This window comes from Xanthomonas sp. NCPPB 3582 (genome assembly GCF_041475735.2).
Classification (GTDB): domain Bacteria; phylum Pseudomonadota; class Gammaproteobacteria; order Xanthomonadales; family Xanthomonadaceae; genus Xanthomonas; species Xanthomonas codiaei.
Genome location: NZ_CM192968.1, coordinates 5,065,545 through 5,087,651 on the forward strand (window position 1 = coordinate 5,065,545; position 22,107 = coordinate 5,087,651).

Annotated in this window: 20 protein-coding genes, 1 other RNA gene and 1 pseudogene; 13 read left to right on the top strand and 9 right to left on the bottom strand. The window is 66.0% G+C overall.

Annotation, left to right across the window (positions count from 1 at the left end; genetic code table 11):
* Positions 1–23: 23 nt before the first annotated feature.
* Both ACCQ05_RS21540 and ACCQ05_RS21545 read left to right on the top strand, forming a co-directional pair.
* The gene (locus tag ACCQ05_RS21540; protein WP_372392463.1) at positions 24–2,684 is read left to right on the top strand and encodes a TonB-dependent receptor; all 2,661 of its coding nucleotides are present in this window, start codon (positions 24–26) and stop codon (positions 2,682–2,684) included.
* Between the two features lie 10 nt (positions 2,685–2,694).
* A complete protein-coding gene (locus tag ACCQ05_RS21545; protein WP_372392464.1) occupies positions 2,695–3,483 on the top strand; it encodes a DUF1868 domain-containing protein in 789 nt (262 codons plus the stop codon).
* A 285-nt stretch (positions 3,484–3,768) separates the two neighbouring features.
* On the opposite strand, the gene ACCQ05_RS21550 is transcribed toward ACCQ05_RS21545, so the two are convergent.
* Both ACCQ05_RS21550 and ACCQ05_RS21555 read right to left on the bottom strand, forming a co-directional pair.
* Positions 3,769–5,130, bottom strand: coding sequence for an MFS transporter (locus ACCQ05_RS21550; protein WP_104544070.1), 1,362 nt, complete (start codon positions 5,128–5,130; stop codon positions 3,769–3,771).
* Positions 5,131–5,322: 192 nt separating this feature from the next.
* On the bottom strand, positions 5,323–5,874 hold the full coding sequence (locus ACCQ05_RS21555; protein WP_372392465.1) for a YdeI/OmpD-associated family protein: 552 nt from the start codon (positions 5,872–5,874) through the stop codon (positions 5,323–5,325).
* 239 nt (positions 5,875–6,113) lie between these two features.
* On the opposite strand from ACCQ05_RS21555, the pseudogene ACCQ05_RS21560 reads away from it, so the two are divergent.
* Positions 6,114–6,661: pseudogene (locus tag ACCQ05_RS21560) on the top strand (RNA 2'-phosphotransferase).
* 165 nt (positions 6,662–6,826) lie between these two features.
* The gene (locus tag ACCQ05_RS21565) at positions 6,827–8,092 is read left to right on the top strand and encodes a phospholipase D-like domain-containing protein (protein ID WP_372392466.1); all 1,266 of its coding nucleotides are present in this window, start codon (positions 6,827–6,829) and stop codon (positions 8,090–8,092) included.
* 24 nt (positions 8,093–8,116) lie between these two features.
* Here ACCQ05_RS21565 and ACCQ05_RS21570 read toward each other — a convergent pair whose 3' ends face one another.
* Positions 8,117–8,644 (bottom strand): CcdC protein domain-containing protein, encoded by a 528-nt coding sequence (locus ACCQ05_RS21570; protein ID WP_372392467.1) that lies wholly within the window; start codon positions 8,642–8,644, stop codon positions 8,117–8,119.
* 240 nt (positions 8,645–8,884) lie between these two features.
* Here ACCQ05_RS21570 and ACCQ05_RS21575 point away from each other — a divergent pair, with 240 nt between their 5' ends.
* From ACCQ05_RS21575 to ACCQ05_RS21605, 7 genes are all read left to right on the top strand, one after another.
* Positions 8,885–9,091: a hypothetical protein gene (locus ACCQ05_RS21575; protein WP_104544072.1), complete on the top strand. Its 207-nt coding sequence runs from the start codon at positions 8,885–8,887 to the stop codon at positions 9,089–9,091.
* Positions 9,078–10,190: a type II toxin-antitoxin system RelE/ParE family toxin gene (locus ACCQ05_RS21580; RefSeq protein ID WP_372392468.1), complete on the top strand. Its 1,113-nt coding sequence runs from the start codon at positions 9,078–9,080 to the stop codon at positions 10,188–10,190. Before ACCQ05_RS21575 ends, ACCQ05_RS21580 begins: the two co-directional genes overlap by 14 nt.
* A 139-nt stretch (positions 10,191–10,329) precedes the next feature.
* Positions 10,330–10,584, top strand: coding sequence for a FitA-like ribbon-helix-helix domain-containing protein (locus ACCQ05_RS21585; RefSeq protein ID WP_104544076.1), 255 nt, complete (start codon positions 10,330–10,332; stop codon positions 10,582–10,584).
* Complete coding sequence (locus ACCQ05_RS21590; protein ID WP_372392469.1) at positions 10,581–11,006, top strand: PIN domain-containing protein; 426 nt, start codon at positions 10,581–10,583, stop codon at positions 11,004–11,006. Before ACCQ05_RS21585 ends, ACCQ05_RS21590 begins: the two co-directional genes overlap by 4 nt.
* A gap of 226 nt (positions 11,007–11,232) precedes the next feature.
* A non-coding RNA gene (locus ACCQ05_RS21595) (sX9 sRNA) lies at positions 11,233–11,308 on the top strand.
* A 69-nt stretch (positions 11,309–11,377) separates the two neighbouring features.
* Positions 11,378–12,358, top strand: coding sequence for an IS5 family transposase (locus ACCQ05_RS21600; RefSeq protein ID WP_372392470.1), 981 nt, complete (start codon positions 11,378–11,380; stop codon positions 12,356–12,358).
* 568 nt (positions 12,359–12,926) lie between these two features.
* Positions 12,927–14,537 carry an alpha/beta hydrolase gene (locus ACCQ05_RS21605; RefSeq protein WP_372392471.1) on the top strand — a complete coding sequence of 537 codons (1,611 nt, stop codon included), beginning with the start codon at positions 12,927–12,929 and terminating at the stop codon, positions 14,535–14,537.
* Between the two features lie 247 nt (positions 14,538–14,784).
* Here the strand turns inward: ACCQ05_RS21605 and ACCQ05_RS21610 are convergent, their stop codons facing one another.
* Positions 14,785–15,186 (bottom strand): hypothetical protein, encoded by a 402-nt coding sequence (locus ACCQ05_RS21610; RefSeq protein WP_372392472.1) that lies wholly within the window; start codon positions 15,184–15,186, stop codon positions 14,785–14,787.
* A 205-nt stretch (positions 15,187–15,391) separates the two neighbouring features.
* Here ACCQ05_RS21610 and ACCQ05_RS21615 point away from each other — a divergent pair, with 205 nt between their 5' ends.
* Positions 15,392–15,847: a hypothetical protein gene (locus tag ACCQ05_RS21615; protein ID WP_372392474.1), complete on the top strand. Its 456-nt coding sequence runs from the start codon at positions 15,392–15,394 to the stop codon at positions 15,845–15,847.
* A 152-nt stretch (positions 15,848–15,999) separates the two neighbouring features.
* Here the strand turns inward: ACCQ05_RS21615 and ACCQ05_RS21620 are convergent, their stop codons facing one another.
* The 4 genes from ACCQ05_RS21620 to ACCQ05_RS21635 all read right to left on the bottom strand — a co-directional run bounded on the left by ACCQ05_RS21620 (position 16,000) and on the right by ACCQ05_RS21635 (position 18,674).
* The gene (locus ACCQ05_RS21620; protein WP_228963155.1) at positions 16,000–16,479 is read right to left on the bottom strand and encodes a nuclear transport factor 2 family protein; all 480 of its coding nucleotides are present in this window, start codon (positions 16,477–16,479) and stop codon (positions 16,000–16,002) included.
* A 38-nt stretch (positions 16,480–16,517) separates the two neighbouring features.
* Entirely contained in the window at positions 16,518–17,078 is a 561-nt protein-coding gene (locus ACCQ05_RS21625; RefSeq protein WP_372392476.1) for a TetR/AcrR family transcriptional regulator, read from the bottom strand.
* Positions 17,079–17,339: 261 nt separating this feature from the next.
* Positions 17,340–17,654, bottom strand: a complete 315-nt coding sequence (locus tag ACCQ05_RS21630; protein ID WP_372392477.1) for a hypothetical protein — start codon at positions 17,652–17,654, stop codon at positions 17,340–17,342.
* A 123-nt stretch (positions 17,655–17,777) separates the two neighbouring features.
* The gene (locus ACCQ05_RS21635) at positions 17,778–18,674 is read right to left on the bottom strand and encodes a pseudouridine synthase (RefSeq protein WP_372392478.1); all 897 of its coding nucleotides are present in this window, start codon (positions 18,672–18,674) and stop codon (positions 17,778–17,780) included.
* A 223-nt stretch (positions 18,675–18,897) separates the two neighbouring features.
* Between ACCQ05_RS21635 and ACCQ05_RS21640 the strand changes: the two genes are divergently transcribed.
* Positions 18,898–19,848, top strand: coding sequence for an IS481 family transposase (locus tag ACCQ05_RS21640; protein ID WP_372391432.1), 951 nt, complete (start codon positions 18,898–18,900; stop codon positions 19,846–19,848).
* Between the two features lie 99 nt (positions 19,849–19,947).
* On the opposite strand, the gene ACCQ05_RS21645 is transcribed toward ACCQ05_RS21640, so the two are convergent.
* Entirely contained in the window at positions 19,948–21,957 is a 2,010-nt protein-coding gene (locus tag ACCQ05_RS21645) for a TonB-dependent receptor (protein WP_372394223.1), read from the bottom strand.
* Between the last annotated feature and the right edge of the window lie 150 nt (positions 21,958–22,107).

Below are 22,107 nucleotides of genomic sequence, written 5' to 3' on the forward strand. Positions count from 1 at the left end.
CGCCCGACAGCGCGGATAGTGCCATGCGTCTTTTTCATCCCTCGTTCCCTGGCCCGCTTGGGCCCGCTGCAGCCCGCGTCCCACAGCGTCGCATACTGTCCTACGCGCTGGGCATGGCCGTGGTGGGCTGGATGCAGATGCCGGCGCAGGCCATCGCCGCATCCGCCGATGCCACGGCGCAAACCCTGGATGCGGTGCAGGTGCGGACCTCCTTCCAGTCGCAGAACAGCCGGGCCATCGCCACCAAGCAGGCCGCGCCCACGATCGTGGATTCGGTTGCCGCCGACAGCATCGGGCAACTGGCGGATTTCAACGTCGGCGATGCGCTGCGCCGCGTCACCGGCGTGAGCACCGTGGAGTACCAGGGCGAGCCGCGCTACGTGACAGTGCGCGGCCTCAACGGCAACTACAACAGCATGCTGATCGACGGCTTTGCATTCGCAAGCAACGACATCGGCAGCCGCCAAGCAATGATGGATGTGCTACCGGCCAACTTTGTCGACCGCATCGACGTGGTGAAGTCGTTCCTGCCTGAAAACGACGGTGGCGCGATCGGCGGCGTCACCAACCTGGTCACCGCCACCGGCTTCGGCCGTCCGGACGGCCTGCTGACCGCCTCGGCCAAAGGCGGCGCCAACCTGATGGGAAGCCGCTATGGCGGCCGTACGCCAGTGGGCGAAGGCGAGCTCAAATGGGGCAAGCGCTTCGGGCGTGACGGCGAGTTTGCATTCCTGGGCGCAGCCAGCTTCTGGCGCCGCGAGATCCCGGTGCCGCAGCAGGAAAACGGCGGCGCCCTGAACTGGTACAACGCCGACGGCACGCGCGCTCCGGTGCCCTATGGCGGCGTGGGCGACGCGGTGCCCAGCGAGCGGCGCTGGTACAACTACGACAACACCCGGCAACGGCGCGGCCTCACCGCACGCGTGGACTGGCAGCCGGACGGTCCGCTCAGCGGCCATGTGTCCGGTTACAGCTTCCGCCAGCGCGAGGCCTCGGACCGCTATACCCAGAACGCCCAAGTGCAGAACAGCGCGCGCCTGACCCGCACCGGCCCGCAGGGCGGTACGCTCGATAACCTGAATCAGTACGTCGAACTGGGGCAGTTGCGCTGGAAGCGCGCGCTGTCGGGCATCAACGGCGAACTCCTGGCCGAGCTGCCGGCGCAATGGCGCGCCGCGCTGCGCGCGAGCACCTCGCGCGCCACGGTGGACAACCCGCAGACCTGGGACCGCTTCCAGCAAAACCGCCTGGCATACGGGTTCGACTGGAGCGACACGCTGCCCGCCTTCACGCCGCTGGACCCGGCCCTGGCCGACGACCCGGCGCGCTATCCCAACGCCTATCACCAGCAGGAGCGCACCGACTACGCCGAACGGGTTGGCGACCTGCAGTTGGAGCTGCGTCGCAACATGGACGAGGACAACCGCGGGTTGGGGCTGGCCGTTGGCGCGCGGCAGGTGCGCACGCACATGCGCACCGCTGTGCAGCGCACCACCTGGAACGGCTTGCCTGGCACCCTGGCCGACGTGCTCGGCAGCCCGACCTGCGCCCTGGGCTGCAACGCGGAGATGATGACCATCGACCCGGCATTGGCCGACGCGCGCTGGGATGCGCTGGCCGGCCAAGCGCGCGGGGTGGCGGACACCACCGCGCAGAACAGCGGCAGTTACGCCGTCGACGAACAGGTGCGCGCCGGCTTTGCCCAGGCGCAATGGCGCGGCGAGCGCTGGCTGCTGGCCGGCGGCATCCGCCTGGAGCAGACGCGCTTTGCCAGCGCCGGCCAGCAGCTGAGCGGAACCACCTGGACGCCGGTCAGCGCGGTGCGCACCTACCGCAACTGGTTGCCATCGCTCAGCGGGCAACTGCAGACCAGCGCCAACGGCACGCTGCGCATCGGCGTCTCGCGCTCGATCGGGCGCCCGCGGCTGGACCAGATGGCCTTGAACGGCGGCGTGCTCACGCCAGGCAGCACGCCGCCGACGCTCAACCAGGGCAACCCGGAACTGCAGCCACGCCGCTCGCAGAACCTGGACCTTGGCCATGACTGGAGCTTCGACGACGGCGGCAGCCTGCTGTCGGTGGCGCTGTTCCACAAGACCATCACGGATGAAATCTTCCGCTACGGGCAGATGGACAGCATCGACGGCGAGCAGGTGCTGGTCACCCAGCCGCGCAATGTGGACTGGCCGGTGCGCCTGCGCGGCGCCGAGCTGGGGGCCATCAAGGAGCTGGGGTCATGGCGGCCTGCGCTGGACGGCCTGTCGGTGACCGCCAATGTGACGTTCCTGCACGTGGACTACCCGGTGGTGCTCGGCGATGGCAGCCGCACCACGCTGGACGTGCTGCCGCAGCAGCCCAAGCAGTTGTGGAACCTGACCCTGAATTACGCCCGCGGGCCGCTGCGCAGCACGCTGGCCTGGAGCCGCACCGGCGAGCTGTGGGACGACCGCTACCCCAACTACAGCAGCCAGCAGGAGTTCTATCGCAACCGCTACCAGCAACCACTGGACCGTCTGGATCTAAAACTGGCCTGGGATGTGTCGCCCACGCTGGCCGTGAGCCTGGACGTGCTCAATCTGGCCGGTCAGGGCTACCAGTACCGCATCGGCCGTCATCAGGAATACGTGCAATCGGCGTGGAAGATGGCCCCCACCGTGATGCTCGGCGTCAACGTCAAACTCTGAGGAGCTGTGCATGTCGTCATGTCTGGATACCCCCTTCAGCCGCCGCCGGCTGCTGGCCGCCGCTGCAGGCACCGCGGTGTTGGCCACCGCCCTGCCCACGCTGGCCGAGACACCGCCACCGCCGGATGTGGGCCGCAAGTTCCTGCACTCCAGGCGGCCGATGCCGTTTGCCGGCAATACCTTCGTTGGTCATCTCGAACAACAGGGCGATGGCTACGACAGCTTCGACCGCGTGCTGGACATCTACCGCGAACTGCCCGAGCACCGCTTCGCGAACAAGTTCGCGCTGCTGCCGCCCAGCAGTTATCACGTGACCCTGCTGGGCGGGGTCAACGAGAGCGACCGCGCCAGCGGGCCATGGCCGGGCGATCTGACGCGCGATGTGGCATTGAGCGATATCCATGCCGATTTTCTCGCGCGGTTGAGGCAGCGCACTGCGGCGCCACTGGGTGCATGCAGCTTTGTGGTCGATCCGGCTGCGGCACGGACCGGCAACAATGACAATCTGCTCATCCCGCTGCGCCCTGCCGATACGCAGACCGCACAGCGCCTGGAAACCGCGCGCCAGGGGCTGATGACGCTGACCCGCCTGCAGCGCCCGGACTACGTCAATTTCCAGTTTCATATCTCGCTGGCCTACCTGTGTCAGACGCTCGATGGCGCAGAACAGGCCGCCTATCGCACTGCAGTGGGCGACTGGCTCGAGCGACTGGCGGCAGCGGGTCCGATCACGATCCCGCGCTTTCACTTCTGCACGTTTGCGGATATGTACGCGTTTCGGACGTTGCGGGAGGTATGAGTTGGGGAGTCGGGAATCGATGTGCGGATCGCGCGTCGCAGCCGGTGCCTGATCGATGGCGGTTGCAGTGGAATGGATGCATGGCGACGTGACGATGCGGTTGTCACCCTCCATCCGTTACGAGGGCAGCCATCTGGCTCACGTGGGTGTGGTGGCCCCTGCGATCTCGCGCCCATGCGTGGAGGACGACCAGCCCCCTGGCGATCGCTGCGTGCAGTGACGCGCTTGCCGACTGTGCCGCTCTCGCACGGCCGACAAGCCGCCTCACCGCACGCGCAAGCAACCTCACCGCACGCGCTTGCGCATCGCCGCTTCGTCATCCAGCCAGTTGCTGCCCTTATTGGTCAGGAAGAACATGTAGACCACCAGCGACACCGCGATTACCGCCGTGGCGTAGATCACGAACTCGCTGACATGCCCGGTCTTCAACGAGGCCTGGTACAGCAGCGGCGCGGTACCGCCGAAGGCCGAGTTGGCCAGTGCGTAGCCCAGGCCCACGCCCAGCGCACGCACATGGGTGGGAAACAGTTCGGCCTTCACCACGGCGTTGATCGAGGTGTAGCCGGTCAGGATCACAAAGCCCACGGTGAGGATGGCGAAGGCCATCAGCCAGTCGGTCTGCTTGGGCAGTTCCATCACCAGGAACCAGGTATACAGCACGCCGCCGATGCCGAAGAACACCAGCAAGGTCTTGCGGCCGACGATGTCCGACAACCAGCCGCCCACCGGCTGCATCAGCATCAACACCGTCAGCGCCACCAGGTTGATGATGGTGCCGGCCATCACGTCGCCGCCGGCGAACGCGCTCTGGATCATCTTCGGGCCGGTCACCGAGTAGGTGTAGAACGCGATGGTGCCGCCGGCAGTGATCAGGAAGCACAGCAGCAACGGGCGCCACTGGTTGACGAACAGCTCGCGCATCGAGCCCGAGGCCCTGGCCTTGCCGGTACGCGAATCGGCGATGGATTCGGAGCTCAACGACTCGTCCATGGTCCGGCGCAACCAGAACACCACCAGCGCACCGACACCGCCCAGGCCGAACGCCACCCGCCAGCCCCACGCCGATACCTGCGAGGCATCGAAGAAATGCAGCATCACCAGCAAGGTGGCCTGCGCCAGCACATGGCCGCCCACCAGGGTGACGTAGTGGAACGAGGACAGGAACCCGCGCCGTCCGGGAATCGCCGCTTCGGACATATAGGTCGCGCTGGTGCCGTACTCGCCGCCGGTGGCAAAGCCCTGCAGCAACCGCGCCAGCAACAGGATGATGGGCGCGGCGATACCGATGGTGGCCACGGTGGGCGTGATCGCGATGACGAACGAGCACAGCGCCATCATCGACACCGAGATGGTCAGCGCCAGGCGGCGGCCGTAGCGGTCGGCGAAGCGGCCGAAGTACCACGCACCGATCGGCCGCATCAGGAAGGTCATCGCAAAGATCGCCCACACGAACAGGGTGGCGTTCTTGTCTTCCTTGGAGAAGAACTGCGATTCGAAGTAGGTGGCGAACACCGAGTAGACGTAGACGTCGTACCACTCGACCAGATTGCCGGCCGACCCCTTGAGCGTATTGGACACCGAGCGGCGAAGGCTGCCGGGCGCTGCGCCGGAACCGGCGGCAATTGGAGACGATGGGGGTGCGCTCATGCGGTCGGAACCTCTTTGGTGGGGCAGCTCCGGAGTATAGGTGCGTGCTGGTGTGACGCATGTAAGCATTTCGGCGCATAGGCAGGTCTCGCGCAAGCGGCTAGTCCGTCTACAGCGCGCGGGTGGAAAACGGCCGAGGTGCGGCCTGCACCGCCGTCGTTCCACTGCGACCTTCAGGCTCAGCGTGGCGCTTCAGCTCGCTTTTGGCGTCGGTGCGGTCAACGACTTGCTGTACATCCCGGAGCGGTCGAAGCAGCACGCACGGCGCTTGCCCGACGCCAGCATGTCGCAGGCGGTGGCGATGCGCTTGACCCGCGTGGCGGCCTTCTTGCCCGACACGATCCAGACGATCCAGTCGCGCCGCGCCAGCGCGGTGATGTCGTCCCAGGTCGCACGCGCGGCCGGCTGCGCGGCCAGTGCGGCATGCAGATCGTCCGGCACCACCGGCTCGGGTTCCACGTCCACCGGCGTCATCTCCACTGCGACCTCGTCACCGGCAGCCACGCCGGCTGCCTGCTGCAAGGCATGGTCGACCTTGAGCCAATGCCCGCCCTGTCCATCCGGTTCAAGCGTGGCCTGCAACGGCTGCCCGGCGAATGTGCCGGTGACGGTCACCATGCTGCGCGTGGGCAGCGTGTTGCTTGCTGCGGCGGGCAGCTGCAGAAATAGCCAGGTGGCCGCCTTGGGCGCTGCAGGTTCCAGCAGCGTGGCCTTGCAGCGAACGGTGGCAGCGACCCTGGGCATCCGCGCACGATAGCACCGCGCAGTCACGCGATGGCATGCAACGGACACGTCCATTGCGGCACACGTGGATCTGGCGGCCCTGCGGTCACTGCAAGGCAACCCACGCCCAAGACCGCGTCGCCACCCATCCGGGGGCGACCCACCCGGCAAGCGTGTACGCTGGACCGGCAAACGTGTGCCGCCCACCAGGCAGCCCAGGCACGCGGCAGCACGTCTCTGCAACGAAGCAAAGGCACACCATGTCTCAGCAGCTGACCGACACCAGCAAGTTCCTCAGCTATGTCCTGCGGCATGCGCCGGAGGCGATCGGCTTGACGCTCGATCAGGACGGTTGGGTAGACATCCACGCCGTCATTGCCGGCGCCGCAGCCTCAGGCCGCCAGCTCGATATGGAATTGCTGCAGGCAGTGGTTGCGCAAAGCGACAAGCAACGCTTCACGCTGTCCGACGACGGCCTGCGCATCCGTGCCGCACAAGGCCACTCCACGCCAACCGTCGCACTGCGGCACCAGGCGCTGCGTCCGCCTCGGATGCTGTATCACGGCACCGCCACGCGCTTTCTCGAAGCGATCCTGGCGCAAGGCTTGCAGCCGGGCCAGCGCCACCACGTCCATTTGTCCGCCGATCCGCAAACCGCTACGACCGTCGGGCACGCCACGGCACGCCGGTCGTGCTCGGCGTGCACAGCCTGCAGATGCACGATGCCGGGTTCGGCTTTTTCCAGGCCGACAATGGCGTCTGGCTGACGCCGCATGTGCCGCCCAGCTATCTGCACGTGCCGGAGTAAGCTCGCCAGCCGCAGCGATTGCGCCTGGCATCACGATGCCCGCCGGCAGATGACATGCAACTGCGCCTCTCCGGCCGTCGCCTTCCCTTCACGACCCCCATGCCGGCAGCCTTGCCAGAATGCCCGCCGTTTATGCCCGCACTGCGGGACATCGGAGTGGGATGCATGATCTGGATCATCGTGGCCGCCGTGGTCGTCACCTTGCTGGTGGGGCTGCTGCTGCTCAACTTCGCCACGCCGGAGAAGAAGCTACAGCACATCCCCAAGCACCTGTACGACGTGGCCGACCCGCAGTTCAAGCGCGAGATGTCGGTGCTGCTGGGCCCGGCCATCCTGCCGGGCAATCGCATCGACGTACTCAACAATGGCCACGAAATCTTTCCGGCCATGCTGGCTGCCATCCGCAGCGCGCAGCACACCATCACCTTCGAAACCTACATCTACTGGTCGGGCGAGATCGGCCGCGAGTTCAGTGACGCGCTGTCCGAACGCGCACGCGCCGGCGTGGCGGTGCGGGTCACCATCGACTGGGGCGGCAGCCTGAAGATGGACCATGCGCTGGTGGACACCATGACCGAGGCCGGCGTGGAAGTGCACCGCTACCGGCCGCTGGCCTGGTACAACCTGCACCGCGTCAACAACCGCACCCACCGCAAGTTGCTGGTGATCGATGGCCGCATCGGCTTCACCGGCGGCGTGGGCGTGGCCGACCAGTGGATGGGCAATGCGCAGGACCCGGAGCATTGGCGCGACACCCATTACCGCATCGAAGGCCCGGTGGTGGCGCAGGTGCAGACCGCCTTCAACGACAACTGGATCAAGACCACCGGCCGCGTGGTCAACGGCGCGCACTACTACCCGGCGCTGGAAGCGGCCGGCGACAGCGATGCGCAGCTGTTCGTGGCCTCGCCGGCCGGCGGCAGCGAGAGCATGCACCTGATGTACCTGGTCGCCATCGCCGCCGCGCGCAGCACCATCGACCTGGCCGCCGCGTACTTCGTGCCCGATGCATTGATCACCCGCTCGCTGCTGGAAGCGCGCAGCCGGGGCGTGGCGATCCGCGTACTGCTGCCGGGCAAGCATATCGATGCGGTGTCGGTGCGGCTGGCGTCCAAGGCCAGCTGGGAGCCGCTGCTGCAGGCCGGCATCGAGATCCACGAATACCAGCCCACCATGCTGCATACCAAGCTGCTGATCATCGACGGCCTGCTGGTGTCGGTGGGGTCGACCAACTTCGACATCCGCTCGTTCCGCCTCAACGACGAGGCCAGCCTGAACGTCTACGACCGCGCGCTGGCCGCACGCATGACCGAGGTATTCGAGGGCGATCTGCAGCGCGCCGAGCGCTACACGCTGCAACGCTGGCGCGCACGGCCGCTGCGGCAGAAGCTGGGCGAGAAACTGGTGTTCCCGTTCCGCTCGCAGGTGTAGACCACGCCTGCTCGGGAATGGCGGTCAGCGCACCGAGTCCGCCGCGCCAGCCTGCAGGCGCAGCTGGCGCAGACGCCACCACAGCCCGGCGATGTGCACCAGCGCATACAGCACCAGCGCGGCCGCGATGCCCAGGGTCAGCGGGCTGGCCTGCGACCCGGCCACCGCCGCACCGGCGGCGAAGGCGCCGCTGGCCCAGCGCCACGCCAGCCGGCCCAGCAGCACCAGCATCAGCGCCGCGCCGATCCAGGGGTTGGGCGTGTACCAGCCGCGGTCCTGCACCCATTCGGCAGGCGTGTAGCGCAGCGACACCACGCCCAGCCCGATGCCGGCCAGCGCTCCCAGCGCGATCCCCGGCCGCACCTGCGGCAAGCCGTACAGCGCGAATCCCAACGCCGCCGCAAGGATGAGCAGGGCCATCGTGCGCACTCCGGTCGCCAACGGTTTCCACGGCTGCCGGCCGAAGCTGCGCCGGATGCGCCGGTAGCAGAGAAACCCGATGGCAGCCATCGACAGATACGGCGTGAACGGGGCGATGGCGTGGGCGGGCATGACGCGGTCCTGGTCGAGTGGCCGCTGCAGGATGAAACCCGGCCACGCCGCCGACAAGGTGCCAAGCGTCACTTCTGCTGCCGGCCGTGTGTGTCGACACGCAGCTTCGCTCCGGCGGCTGCGGCTGCGGCTGCGGCCAGCCCCGCCGGTGAATGCCACGCCTGCGCGCCGGAGCCGTGCCACACGCCAGTCCGCGCTGCGGCGGTAGACTTGCCGGCAGTATTCCCCCACTGCAGTGCCATGTCCGCCATCAAGCATCACGCCCGTACGCTGATCGACACGCTGCCCGACACCGCAGGGTGGGAGGACGTGCTCCATGCGGTGAGCGAGGCCCGCTTCCAGGCGGCCGTGCTCGACGGCATCACCGCCGCCGACCAGGGCGACTTCATCGCACCGGCGCAGCTCACCGCACTGTTCGCCGGCTGGGGTGTCGATGTTGCGGCGTGAGTGGACCGTCCCGGCCGCCAAGCAGCTCGCCCACGCCCAGGATCATTACCACGCGCTCAACCCGGCCGCGGCCGCGGCGATGGCGCGACAGGTGCTGGAGGCCACCCGCTCGCTGGCCGAACAACCCGGCAGAGGCCGCGCCGGCCGGGTGCCCGGCACCCGCGAATGGGTGGTCACGCAGACCCCGTACGTGTTGGTCTACCGCGTGCGCGACGACACGCTGCAACTGCTGCATGTCCATCTGGACCCCAGCGACTGGCTGCCGCGCACCGAACCGCTGATCGAGCGCCTGGAACCATGGATCGCCGCGCTGATCAGCGCGCTGCTGCATGTGCTGATGCTGCTGATCCTGCTGTCGGCCTCCACGCCCTCGGTGACCCCGCCGCAGGGCTCGGCCAGTGGTGGCCGCACCAAGGTGGACTTCGTCGGCGACACCGACCAGCCCCAGCAACCGACCCCGTCGCCAACGCCCACTCCGCCCTCGCCCACGCCTGCGCCGGTACAGCCGCCGCCGGCCGCCTCGCCGGTGCAATCCACCCTGGTGCAGAACGCCAGGAACCCGGTGCCGCCGCAAGGCAGCACGCGCAGGGGTGGCCTGACCGAACAGCGCCAGGCCCGGCCCGTACAGCGCCCCACCCCGCCGCAACCGCCGGCCGAACCGTCATCGCCGCCGCAGCGCCGCCCGGAAACCTGGACCGGCCGTCCACCGGGCATGCTCGACGAACCGGCCGACGCCGCCGAAGACGGCACCGCGTACACGCCCACCATCAGCCAGGGCCGCCGCAACGACCGCAACAACGCCCAGCCCAGCATGGATATCGGTGGCTACCAGGTCTATTACGACGTGCGCAGCGAAACCCAGCTGCGGGTGTGGAAGGAACAGGGCATGCAGGAAATCGCCATCATCCTGCCCGGTACCCAGCAACGCATGGTTTGTCCATTGGAGGTCGCGCTCAAGCGCGGCTCCAGCAAATGCCGCCTGCTGCCGCCGGACTCGCCGGAACTGAAGAGCATCGGCGACGCCCGCGAGGTCATCAACATGATGGAGGTCTACCGTCAGGGCGAACCGGTCTGGCGCGGGCCGGGGCCGTATCGGTGAATGGTGGGGCTAGGTCTGGCCTGGGTTCCACCTACCTGCTAACGCGGGAATGACTGCATCGATACCGTGCGTGTTGAGGTTGCCGGAGTGCTTGCACTTCTCTAAAGTGCAATCAACCTGATGTCGCCGGGAGAGCTACATGCCTTCTTTCACCGTCCGTAATATCCCCGACGAGGTGCATCGCGCGATCCGCGCGCGTGCCGCACTCCACGGCCGCAGCACCGAGGCGGAGATCCGCGCAATACTTGAATCAGCCGCCAAACCCGCAGACCGGGTCAGACTCGGCTCCCTGCTGGTGGACATCGGCCGCGACGCCGGCCTGACAGCAAAAGAGGCCGACGCCTTCGACAAGCTGCGCGACAAGGCCGCGATCAAGCCGATCGGTCTGAAGTGATCCTGCTCGATACCAATGTCATCTCCGAGCTTTGGCGACCTCAGCCCAACCCGCAGGTCGTCGCCTGGATCGATGCGCAGGCCGTCGAAACACTGTTCTTGTCGGTCGTGACCGTGGCTGAGCTGCGTTTCGGTATTGCCGTGATGCCCAAGGGCCGCAAGCGCTCCACGTTGCATGCACGGTTGGAAGGCGAGGTATTGCCGCTGTTCGACGGGCGCCTGCTCTCATTCGACCTGGATGCATCACACATATTTGCGGCGCTTGCATCGAAAGCCAGAGCCGCAGGGCTCACACTCGGGCGTGCCGATGCCTATATCGCCGCAACGGCAGCCGCGCAAGGATTGGCTGTTGCCACTCGCGACACGGTCCCCTTCGAGGCGATGGCGTTGGACGTCATTAATCCGTGGAGTCAAGCGCCTTAATTTTTTTGACGCGAATTAATATTCTGCCTCCTGGATCAACGCATGCTTATCTTTGTTGATGAATCAGGCACCTTCACTCCGAGTGAAAATGTTGACGCCTTCTCAGTGGTCACGGCTTATGTCGTCCCAGAAGATCAACTACCTTCAGCACATAATGCACTTCTAAGAGCAGCTGCCAAACTACTGCGCGGCCGCCAGGCGGGCGCGGTCGGTGCTCGGAATCGGCATGTACCACGCGTACACTGCGGTTCCTCCGCGCCGTCCGCACCCACCTGACGACCCCTCGCTAAGTTTTGTTAGCCACTCTAAGAAAGGTCTGATCAACTCACCACAGATGCGCGACACTACCGCCTCATGTAGAGGATTCATCCATGCAGCTGACGTTCGGTGACGCTGAGGGCCTGGGCAAGCGTAAGCAGACCCGGCGCGAGATATTTCTGGCCGAGATGGAGCAGGTCGTTCCGTGGCAGCAACTGCTCGGGCTGATCGCGTTGCACTATCCTACGTCGGGGCGGCCAGGTCGGCAGCCGTACGCACTGGCGACGATGTTGCGGATTCATTTGCTGCAGCAATGGTATGCGTTGAGTGATCCGGCGATGGAAGAAGCGCTGCACGAGATCCCGACCTTGCGGCGTTTTGCCCAGCTCGGTGGGTTGGACGACATTCCCGACGAGACCACGATTCTCAACTTTCGGCGCCTGCTGGAGACCCATGGCCTTGCCGCACGGATGCTGGAAGTGGTCAACGCGCATCTGGCGCGCAAGGGCCAGAGCCTGCGGTCGGGCACGATCGTCGATGCGACGCTGATCGCTGCGCCCAGTTCGACCAAGAATGCCGACCATGCGCGCGACCCTGAGATGCATCAGACCAAGAAAGGGAATCAGTGGTATTTCGGGATGAAGGCGCACATCGGCGTGGATGAGTTTTCCGGGCTGGTACACCATGTCCATTGCACAGCGGCTAATGTCGCCGATGTCACTGTGACGCACGCATTACTGCATGGCAAAGAAGACAGCGTGTTCGGCGACAGCGGCTATACCGGCGCGGACAAACGCCAAGAACTGCGGGACTGCGAAGCAGCATTCTTCATCGCCGCCAAGCCCTCGACGATGCAAGGCATCGGCAACAAACGCGAGCGTGCTCGGGAACAGCGTTGGGAACACTTCAAGGCCAGCGTGCGCGCGAAGGTGGAGCATCCATTCCGGGTGATCAAGCGCCAGTTTGGCTACACCAAGGTCCGCTATCGCGGTCTGGCCAAGAACACGGCACAGGTGCTGACCTTGTTTGCGCTGTCAAACCTGTGGATGACGCGCAAGCAGTTACTACCTGTGATGGGGAGCGCGTGCCTGTAACCCGGGCGATTCCCAAGGAAAACGCCATAAATGGCGAGAACCCGAGGCTCCAAACGCGACTCTCCGGAGCGATGCCACATTCCGCCCTGTCAGGCATCGTTGTTCAGACCTTCCCTAAAGCTTCGACGTGCAAAAGAGCCCAGATACGCTATCGCGTTTCGCTTGGCGCATAGACAGAAAAAACAAAGGAATCTCGCCCTACGACAAAGCGTCTACTTTTTTGACTCAAAATCAGGACCAAACACACGCTGCGGTAGCAAGCGCGCCCCACCGGGAACAAGCGGAATCTAGCGCCGACATCAGATCGGCTGCCTGTCAGGCAGTTTGAAAGCAACGATGGCTTTTTTTATCCACTTGGGGCTGGCCCGGCTTCGCGCTGTCGCTTGTGCTGCCCGCGATGCTGGCTGGAGTCGGAGTCGGGTCCGGTTGAGGAGGTGATTCCTGGACATGCAGATCGGATATGGTGACCAGGCCTCGCGATGGCGGCGCACGGTCGGCCGGGAACTGGCTAGAGTCTGCACAGGGCCGTGTGCGCCCGCCTCATCCACCTGCTTTCCAAAGGATCCGCATGTCCCTGCACCCTCTCGCGCCTCGCCTGAGTCTGGCCGTTGGCCTGCTGTGCGCCTGCGCTGCGCACGCTGCCGAGCCGGTGGCTGACCATCGCCTGCTGCGTGTGACGCTGGGTGAGGCCACCGACCAGCCCACCTCCGGGCGCCTGCTGGTGTTCGCCACCCTGGCCAAGGAGGCGCAGGCGCAGGCCAAGGACGGCAAGGTGGATGCGGTGGACACCAACCCGTTCCGCCCCAGCGCCACCGCGGTGGCGGCGCAGGAGGTGACCGGGCTGGTACCGGGCGGCAGCGTGCAGATCGACCTGGACAACATCGCCTTCCCCAGCGGGTTCTCCGCACTGCCGGCCGGCGACTACCTGTTCCAGGCGGTGCTGGATCCCAACCACAGTTACGGCTACATGGGCCGCGATGGCGGCGACCTGCTGAGCGCGGTCACCTCGGTCACCCTGGGCGGCAAAACCGCAGCGCTGCCTACGCTGACGCTGGGTACGCAGCTGCCGGCCTCGGACGCCCCGTGGCAGGTCTCGCCGCGCGCGCCGCAGGCCGTGCGCGACGCCGTGCCCGAGGCCAGGCTGCACAGTGCCGATGCCTCGATGCTGAGCCCGTCACTGAGCGCGTTCTGGGGCAGGCCGGTGTCGCTGCGCGCCCGCGTGCTGACGCCGCCCGGCTACGACGCCAAGGCCGCCACGCGCTATCCCACCGTCTACGTCACCCATGGCTTCGGCGGCAACTACAACCGCTTTGCCGGCAGCATCGCCAGCACCTGGAGCGCCATGGCGGCCAAGCAGATGCCGCCGATGATCTGGGTGTTCCTGGACCAGTCCACCCCCACCGGCACCCACGAGTTCGCCGACTCGGTCAACAACGGCCCGTGGGGCACGGCGCTCACCGAGGAACTGATTCCCGCGCTGGAAAAGCAGTACAGGATGGACGCCAAGGCCAGCGGCCGCTTCCTCAATGGGCATTCCTCCGGCGGCTGGGCCACGCTGTGGCTGCAGACGCGCTACCCCAAGCTGTTCGGCGGCACCTGGTCCACTTCGCCCGATTCCAGCAACTTCCATGACTTCACCGGCCCGGATCTGTACGCGCCCAATGCCAACATGTACCGGCGCGCCGACGGCAGCCAGGTGCCGCTGATCCGCGACCACGACAAGGTGGTGGCCGATCTGGAAACCTTCGCCAAACTCGAACGCGTGCTGGGTCCGTACGGCGGCCAGTTCACCTCGTTCGACTGGGTGTTCTCCCCGCGCGGGCCCGACGGCCGCCCGTTGCCGATGTTCGACCGCGACAGCGGCAAGGTGGACCCGGCCGTGGTGGCCTACTGGCGCACGCACTACGACATTTCTGCACGCGTGGCGGCGCAGTGGCCAAGGCTCAAGCCCGACCTGGACGGCAAGATCCACCTGATCGTCGGCACCGCCGACACGTTCTACCTGGATGGCGCGGCGCGTAAATTCCAGGCGGTGCTGGACGGCCTGGGCGCCAGGAGCGACTTCCGCTACCTGGAAGGCCGCACCCACTTCGACCTGTACACCGAAGGCGACGACAACACCGCGCTGATGAAGAAGATCGCCTGGGAGATGTACGCAGTGGCACGCCCGAAGCAATGAGGGCGCCGCTGCGTACCGGTCATCGCGAACGTCCGATCGCGCCAATGCATCCGCCGGTCGGGGGGGCATGACGTGCGTCATCCGGCTTGCGAAGGTCTTGGGCTTTTTCGATCTGCTCTGATCGCGGTCGTGCGTGGATCGAAGCCGATGCTGACCTGTGGCTGGCTCGTTACAGGTTGAGCGTCGCTGCAGAGGCCCGGGAGCATCGCGCCAGCAGGAAGGACGATGATCCAGCCAGGCCGCCTGCTCAGGCCGAGCGCTTGGGCAAGTCCCACTCCATCTGCTGACGCAACACCAGCAGCAGCACCTTCAGGCGGCCGGCGCGCACCATGGCGGCCGGCGTCTGGCCGTCCAGGGCGTTCATCGGCTCGCGGAACCAGCGGATCAGGCTCTCAGTGTTGCCGCCGTGCAGCGCCCAGGCGTGGCAGACGATTTCGCCCAGCGCTTCGATACCCGCGCTGCCCAGCAGCTTGAGATGCTCCGGGGTGAACTTGAACATCGACAGCACCAGTTCCGCATCGTCCGCGTTGCCGTGCTCCACGCTCATCTGCTCGCTGTGCGCGGTGCTGTAGCTGGACGGCTGCGCACGCAAGGCTTCGGCCCGGCGCATTCCGGTGAGCAGTGAAGCGATGAGGTCGGCGCGTTCCATGGGGTGATCCGGCGGTGTCTTGCGCGCACGCTAGCGGTGGCGCTGCCGGCGCTCAATCGGGAGTCTCCCGACAGCCGCCGCCCTGCCGGCCCCGTCGTCGGCAGCACTTAACACCGGGCTTGCTAGGATCCGGGCGCGTGATCGGCAGCCGCCCTGCCCGGCCATGCTGTCGTCATTGGAGTGCCACCTCATGAGGAGTTGTCAGATGCCCTGGAAATCCGCTCTTGCCTTGCTTGCCCTGTCCACCGCCGCACTGCCGGCGCTGGCCCAGTCCGACCGCCAGGTGGCCGAGGACATGATCACCCGCGCGTCCAATGTCTGCCCCGGCCACAGCACCGACCGCACCTCGCCCACCGTCAAGGCGGTACCGGTCGGCGCATTGCGGGTAATGCTCGACCGCGGCCTGGTGATGTGCCCGGACCGCCGCCTGGATGCTGCCGCCCCGGCGGTGTTCTATGGCCGCCTGGGCGTGTTCGCCTGGAATCCGGAAGTGCCCGCCGCCAAGACCGTGATCGTCCAGCAGATCGGCGCAATGACCCGCAAGGACGACTACCCGGTTGAAACGCTGGTGTGGGATGCCAAGGGCACGGCGCTCAAGCAGCAGACCGTGCCGATGTTCGAACCGCGACCCGGCGCGGCGGTGTTGTACAAAGTGCGTTGAGGCCATGGGCGAGTGCGGTGCGGCATTCCCGCGCTCGCCCCATCGCCTGGCTGCTCATCGCCAAGGCAACGCCATGACGTCTCGGCGCGCGCTGCGCAGCGGCGATTGCCGCGGCGCAAACGGCGCAATCAGCGATGCGTCCAATGCGGCGGTCAAAGCCCCAGGTCGGACAGGCTTGGGTGCGCATCGGGCCTGCGCCCAAGCGGCCAATGGAACTTGCGCTCGGATTCCTGGATGGGCAGGTCGTTGATCGACGAAAAGCGCGCGCGCATCAAGCCATCGGCATCGTATTCCCAGTTCTCGTTGCCGTAGGAGCGGAACCAGTTGCCGGAATCGTCGCGCCATTCGTAGGCATAGCGCACTGCGATGCGGTTTTCGGTGAACGCCCACAGCTCCTTGATGAGCCGGTACTCCAATTCCCTGGCCCACTTGCGTTCGAGAAACGCCTGCGCCTGGTCGCGGCCGGTGACGAACTCGGCGCGGTTGCGCCAGCGTGTGTCCACACTATAGGCCTGCGCCACCTTGGCCGCATCGCGGCTGTTCCAGCCGTCTTCGGCCAACCGCACTTTCAGCAGGGCGGTATCGTGGGTGAATGGCGGCAACGGCGGGCGGGACGATGCGGACGATGACATGGCAGAACTCCTCAAGGAAGGTAAAACACGCAGGGGCGCTACCCAAGCAACCGACGGGCAGCATGCTGGGCAGTGGTTGCGGAGTCCGTGCCGCCAAAGACCAGGGCCACGGCGATGGCGCCGTCGATCAACACCAATAACTGCTGTGCCAGCGCATCCGGGTCTGGTCGGCCGGTGGCCACCACCAGGCCGTGCAGATAGGCGTGCAGGCGCTGCTTGTGCGCGCGTGCCGCCACGCGGATCACGTGATTCGGATCACCGGTCTCGCCAGCCGCATTGAGAAACGCGCAGCCGTGGAAGCGGCTGTCGGCAAACCAGTCCTGCAGCGCGTCGAAGCACGACAGCAGGCGCGCCACCGGATCCTCGCTCTGCGAGGTGGCCGCCTCGAACCAGGCCATCCAGCGCGCGTCGCGGCGCAACAAGGCCGCTTCCACCAGGGCGTCCTTGGTCGGATACAGGCGATAGAGCGTCTTGCGCGCCACCCCGGAGGCCTTGATGATCGCCTCCATGCCGGTGGCATGGATACCGCCGGCATAGATCAGGCGCTCGGTAGCGTCGAGCAGTGCGGCATTGGGCTGGGCGTCGGGGAGCGAGGACATGGGCGGTTAGAGAATGATCGTTCTCAAAACTGTAGAACGATCGTTCTCTAGTGTCAATGCTTTGGCGCGATGCTGGAGTCGACGTGCGATCCGGCCTCGTTGTTTGCTGGGTGCATGGATGCCCGCATTGCTGGAGCGGTCTTACGATGAGAGGTTTCCCAGTGCTGGCGTGAGACCAGCAACTGCTGCATGCATCGGCTCCGGCGTAGCAACTGCGCGCCGGCACACCCGCATGACGTACCGGGTCGGTCAACTCGTCATCTACGCGCCTGCTGCATGGGGCTGGCCTTCGACCCACGGCGCCTGCGCGTGGATCTCATCTACCAGGCGGCGCAACGCACGCGCAGCGGTGAAGATGCCCTCGCCCAACGCGGGCACGCTGTGACTGTCCAAGGCCGCGCCGTCGCACACCGCCACCATGTCGGCCTGCGCGGTGATCGTGCGCAACAAGGTGTGGAACCTATCGATCTGGTCGATGGTGACGCCGAAGGTGAAGTGCTCTGGCTGCGTCAGCCTGTTGTTCGTCAGCACGGCATCTGGCGGACTGCCTGTCTTGCGGTTTTTCGTTGTCGTCATGGCACTGGCGCTCGACGTGTGCGGACGGCTCGTCCGTGAGCTCACGCCAGCGCATTATCTCGAATATCTGAAAATCAGATAATGCAGAAGGTTTATGGCGTGCGTCCTCGTGCTGCCATCGTTTCAAACTGACTGCAACGGTCCAACGCTTGCAGTGAAGTCTCTCGGCTCGCCGGTAATCGGATCATCGAACGCCAGCGTGTGCGCAAACAGCTGCAACGGGCGTTCAAGATCATCCGGCTGCTGCTCCTGCAGCTCCGGGTAGAAGCGGTCGTGCAGGATCGGGGCGCCCAACGCGGCCATGTGCACGCGCAGCTGATGCTTGCGGCCGGTGACCGGCTCCAGCCGATACGTCCAGGTGTCCGTACCGCGCGCGACCACATCGATCACCGTCTCGCTGTTCGGCTCGCCCATGCACTCGCGCATACGGAAGAACGGTTCGCCCGGCTGCAGCCGGCTGCGGTGCACGTAGGGAAACGTCAGACCCGGTAGCGGCGCTGCCACCGCCAGATAGTGCTTGCGGATACGTCGCTCGCGAAACAACGCCTGGTAGACCCCGCGCGTAGCCGGGTTGGCCGAGAACAGCACCAGCCCGGCGGTGTCGCGGTCGATGCGGTGCAGCGGCACCAGCGATGGGTTGTCCAGGCGCAGTGCCAGCCGGGTGAGCAGCGTCTGGCGCACGTAGGCACCTGCAGGAACCACCGGAAGGAAATGCGGCTTGCAGGCCACGATCAGCTGCGCATCGGCATGCACCACCGATTCTGTGGCCGCAATCACCGGCTCATCGACCACTTCGCGGAAGTAATGCAGCTCTGCGCCAAGCCGGTAGGGCGCATCGACATCCATGACCTGCTGCTGCGCATCCAGCACACGACCACGCGCAAAGCGGGCGCGCCAGATGGCAACGTCCACGCCCGGAAAACTCGCGCACAGCGCCTCCAGCACGGTGCTCCAGGGGCCGGCCGGAAGCTGGAAGCGGCTGGCAGGAACGCCATCGCGGATGGGGCGGGCAGTGGACATGGCAACGACGCAGACGCACTCGGGCTCGGAAACGGCCATCGTACCGCGCCGTGCCGATGCTCCCCGCCGGGGTGCACCAGCACCGCCAGGTGGAGAGGATGCCACCGAGCGCTGTGCAGCGTGCGCTAGCGGGCGCTAGTTGTGATCTCTCAGTAGGTTGTTCATCCGGGGCCGATCTGGAAGATGGGGGTTACCACACCAACCCAGCCCCCAGGAGCCCCGGATGAACCTGCATAAACATGCCCGTTTGACGCCACGAGGTCGAGCCTTGCTTGTGCAGCGCATCGTGGAGCACGGCTTGCGAGTGGAAGAGGCCGCGCACGCCAGTGGCGTGAGCGTGCGGACCGCCTACAAGTGGCTGGCGCGCTACCGCCTGCTGGGAGAGGACGGCCTGCAGGACCGTTCTTCGCGCCCTCAACACTGTCCGCATGCCACGCCGCCGGAACTGGTCGAGCAGATCCTGCAGCAACGCCGACAACGCGCCACCTATTGGCAGATCGCCACCCACCTGAACGTGGGCCACAGCACCATCGCGCGCATCGTGCGCCGTGCCGGCCTGCATCGCCTGGCCGAACTGGAACCCAAGCCCCCTGTCGTGCGCTACCAATACCCCCAGCCTGGCGGCATGTTGCATCTGGACATCAAAAAGCTCGGGCGCTTCCAGCAAGCCGGCCATCGCGTCACGGGGGACCGTACCCAGACCAGCCGAGGCGCCGGATGGGAGTATGTCCATGTCGCCATCGACGATCACTCCCGCGTTGCCTTTACCAGCCTGCATCCAGATGAGTGCGGTGTTAGTGCCTGCCGGGCGTTGATCGCCGCATTGCGCTACTACCGTAGCCTGGGCGTGACCTTCCAGCGGGTGTTGACCGACAACGGCGCCTGCTATCGCTCCAAGGCCTTCGCCCGCACCATCCGGCGCCTCAACCTCAGGCACTACCGCACCCGTCCCTATACCCCACGCACCAACGGCAAGGCAGAACGCTTCATCCAGACGGCATTGCGTGAGTGGGCTTATGCCCACCGCTACGACAACTCCGAGCAACGTGCCGCGCACCTATTGCCCTGGCTCCATCACTACAACTGGCATCGGCCCCATGCCAGTCTCGGAAAACGCCCACCCATCTCCCGCATCCACATTCCACTGAACAACGTGGTGGGTTTACACAGCTAGTGCAGCGGTTTCCAGGGGGTCTTGCGCTGCGCCAGTGCGGCTGTCAGCGCGTCGCAGGCCGCTCCCGCCTGCCACGGCATCGGCCGCAGTACGCCAGCCTCACAGCTTCATGTTCACGCCAATAAATACCTGCCGGCCGGCCGATGGCGAGAACATGGGTTGCGCCTGTGCCTGGAAGAAGCTGTCGTACCAGACGTACTCGTACAGGCGCCCGGTGACGTTGCGCAGCTGCAGGTCCACGCTCCATGCCGGGTTGACCTGATAGCGCGCGGTGAGGTCGAGCGTGGCCATGCTGCCGAACTTGCCGGCGATATTGCGCTCTTCCAGGTAGTAGTCGCTCTGCGCACGGCCCTGCAGCCCGAGCTTGAGCGCATCGGTGGCCTGGTAGTCCACGCCGATGTTGCTGATACGGCGCGGCGTTGCCATCACTTCGTTGCCCTGGATGGAGACGCTGGCATCGCGACTGTCGCGCGCGATCTTGGCCTCCTGGTAGGCATGCGAGGCCCACACCGTCCATGCCTCGCCCAGCTGGGCGTTGATCTGCGCATCCACGCCGCGGCGCCGGGTCTTTCCCAGCACCACGTTGGTACCGGTGGCGGGCATGTTGGAGATCTCGTTGGCCGCGTCCTGCTGCCAGATCGCCAGGCGCGCCTGGCTGCGCGGCAATGGGCTGAACTTCATGCCCAATTCCATGCCGGTATTGGTGGACGGCGCGATGGCGGCCTGGCCCGGAGTCAGGTAGGCCGGCGGGGTGGAGCCGGTGAGTACCTGGAAGGTGCGGCCCCAGTTCGCATAGACATTGGTGCGCTCGGTGAACGCGTACACCACGCTGAGCTTGGGCTGCTCGATGGTGCCGTAGCGCTGCAGCGGGGCACGCACACCGCCCGGCAGCGTCGTGTCGCCGTCGAAGCGGTCCACGCGGTAGGCCGGCACGATCTTCAACGCCTCGATCGGCTGGTAGATGGCCTGCACATACGCGCCCCAGTTGTCGAACGTATGCCGGTCGTCGTTCTGGATGCGCGCCGGGCGCGCATTGAAATCGGTGGGCTCGCTGTAGCTGAAGCGAAAACGCTGGTAGCGGTTGTTCTGGTGCTCGTAGTTCAGGCCCGCCTCCAGGGTCAGCTGGTCGTCGGCGCGCCAGGTCAGCGTGTTGAGCATGCCGATCTGCGATTCGTCCCAGATGCGGCGCTGGCGTGGCGCATTGCCCACCGGCAGGTCGCTGAAGCTCACCCGGCGGTCGTCCTCATAGCTGTTGTAGTACAGCTTGGTGCCGAAGAACACCGCATCGCTGAGCGTCAGATCCAGGTGCAGGCCCACCTGGCGCATGTCGCGGTCGCCGCCGTCGTTCAAGCTGTGCCGCTGTGTGGCGCGGCGGGCGGTGCGCAACTGCTCGGCGGTCAGGAAGCCCGGCTCGTCGGCCTCGTTGTGATACGCGCGCGCGGTCAGGCCGATGCGCACGCCTTCTTCCAGGCTGCCGGCGTACCACTTGCCGCCCAGCGAGTATTTGCTGGACGTGTCGTGCTGGCGGTAGCCGTCCGATGCCTGCCACCCCACGAAATAGTTCTGCGCAAACCCGTCGTGCTCGCGCCCCACCGCCAGCTGCGCGTCACGGGTGTTGAAGCTGCCGTACGACAGACGAGCGTCGGTATAGTTGCCGCCCTGGCGCGTGCCGAAATTGACGTTGCCGCCGATGTTGTGCAGCCCGTAGCGCGGGTCGTTGGTGCCACGTACCACTTCGATATAGCTGATGTCCAGCGGGAACAGCATGTCGATGAAACGCTGGTTGCCGCTGTTGACGTTGCTGGGGATGCCGTCGATCAGGGTCTTGATGGCGTTGATGTAGCCCTCGCCGTTGAACGCGCGGAAGCTGACCTTGCCCGACTCGTTGCCTTGCCGCGTCTCGGTGAGCTGGATACCGGGCATCTGGCCCAGCAGCTCCCAGCTCTGCGACACGTTCTTGTCTTCGATCTCGTCGGCACCCAGCACGTCCACCGAGGTGAGCACCTGGTGGGATGCCAGCTGGCCATCGGCATGATGGTGCACATCCACCTTGCCGAGCGTCAGCGCCGAATCGGACGACTGGGCGCGCAGCTCCGGCGGAAACAGCATGGTGACGAACGAGGCGGCCAATACTTGGGTCAGGGACAAAGACGAACGGGTCACAGGCAGCTGCAGTTTGTGGAGGTCGATGGAATATTATAACATTCGTGACCGACAGCCCAGTGCGCTGACGCTTTGCGTCGCGCTGCTGGCTGAGGC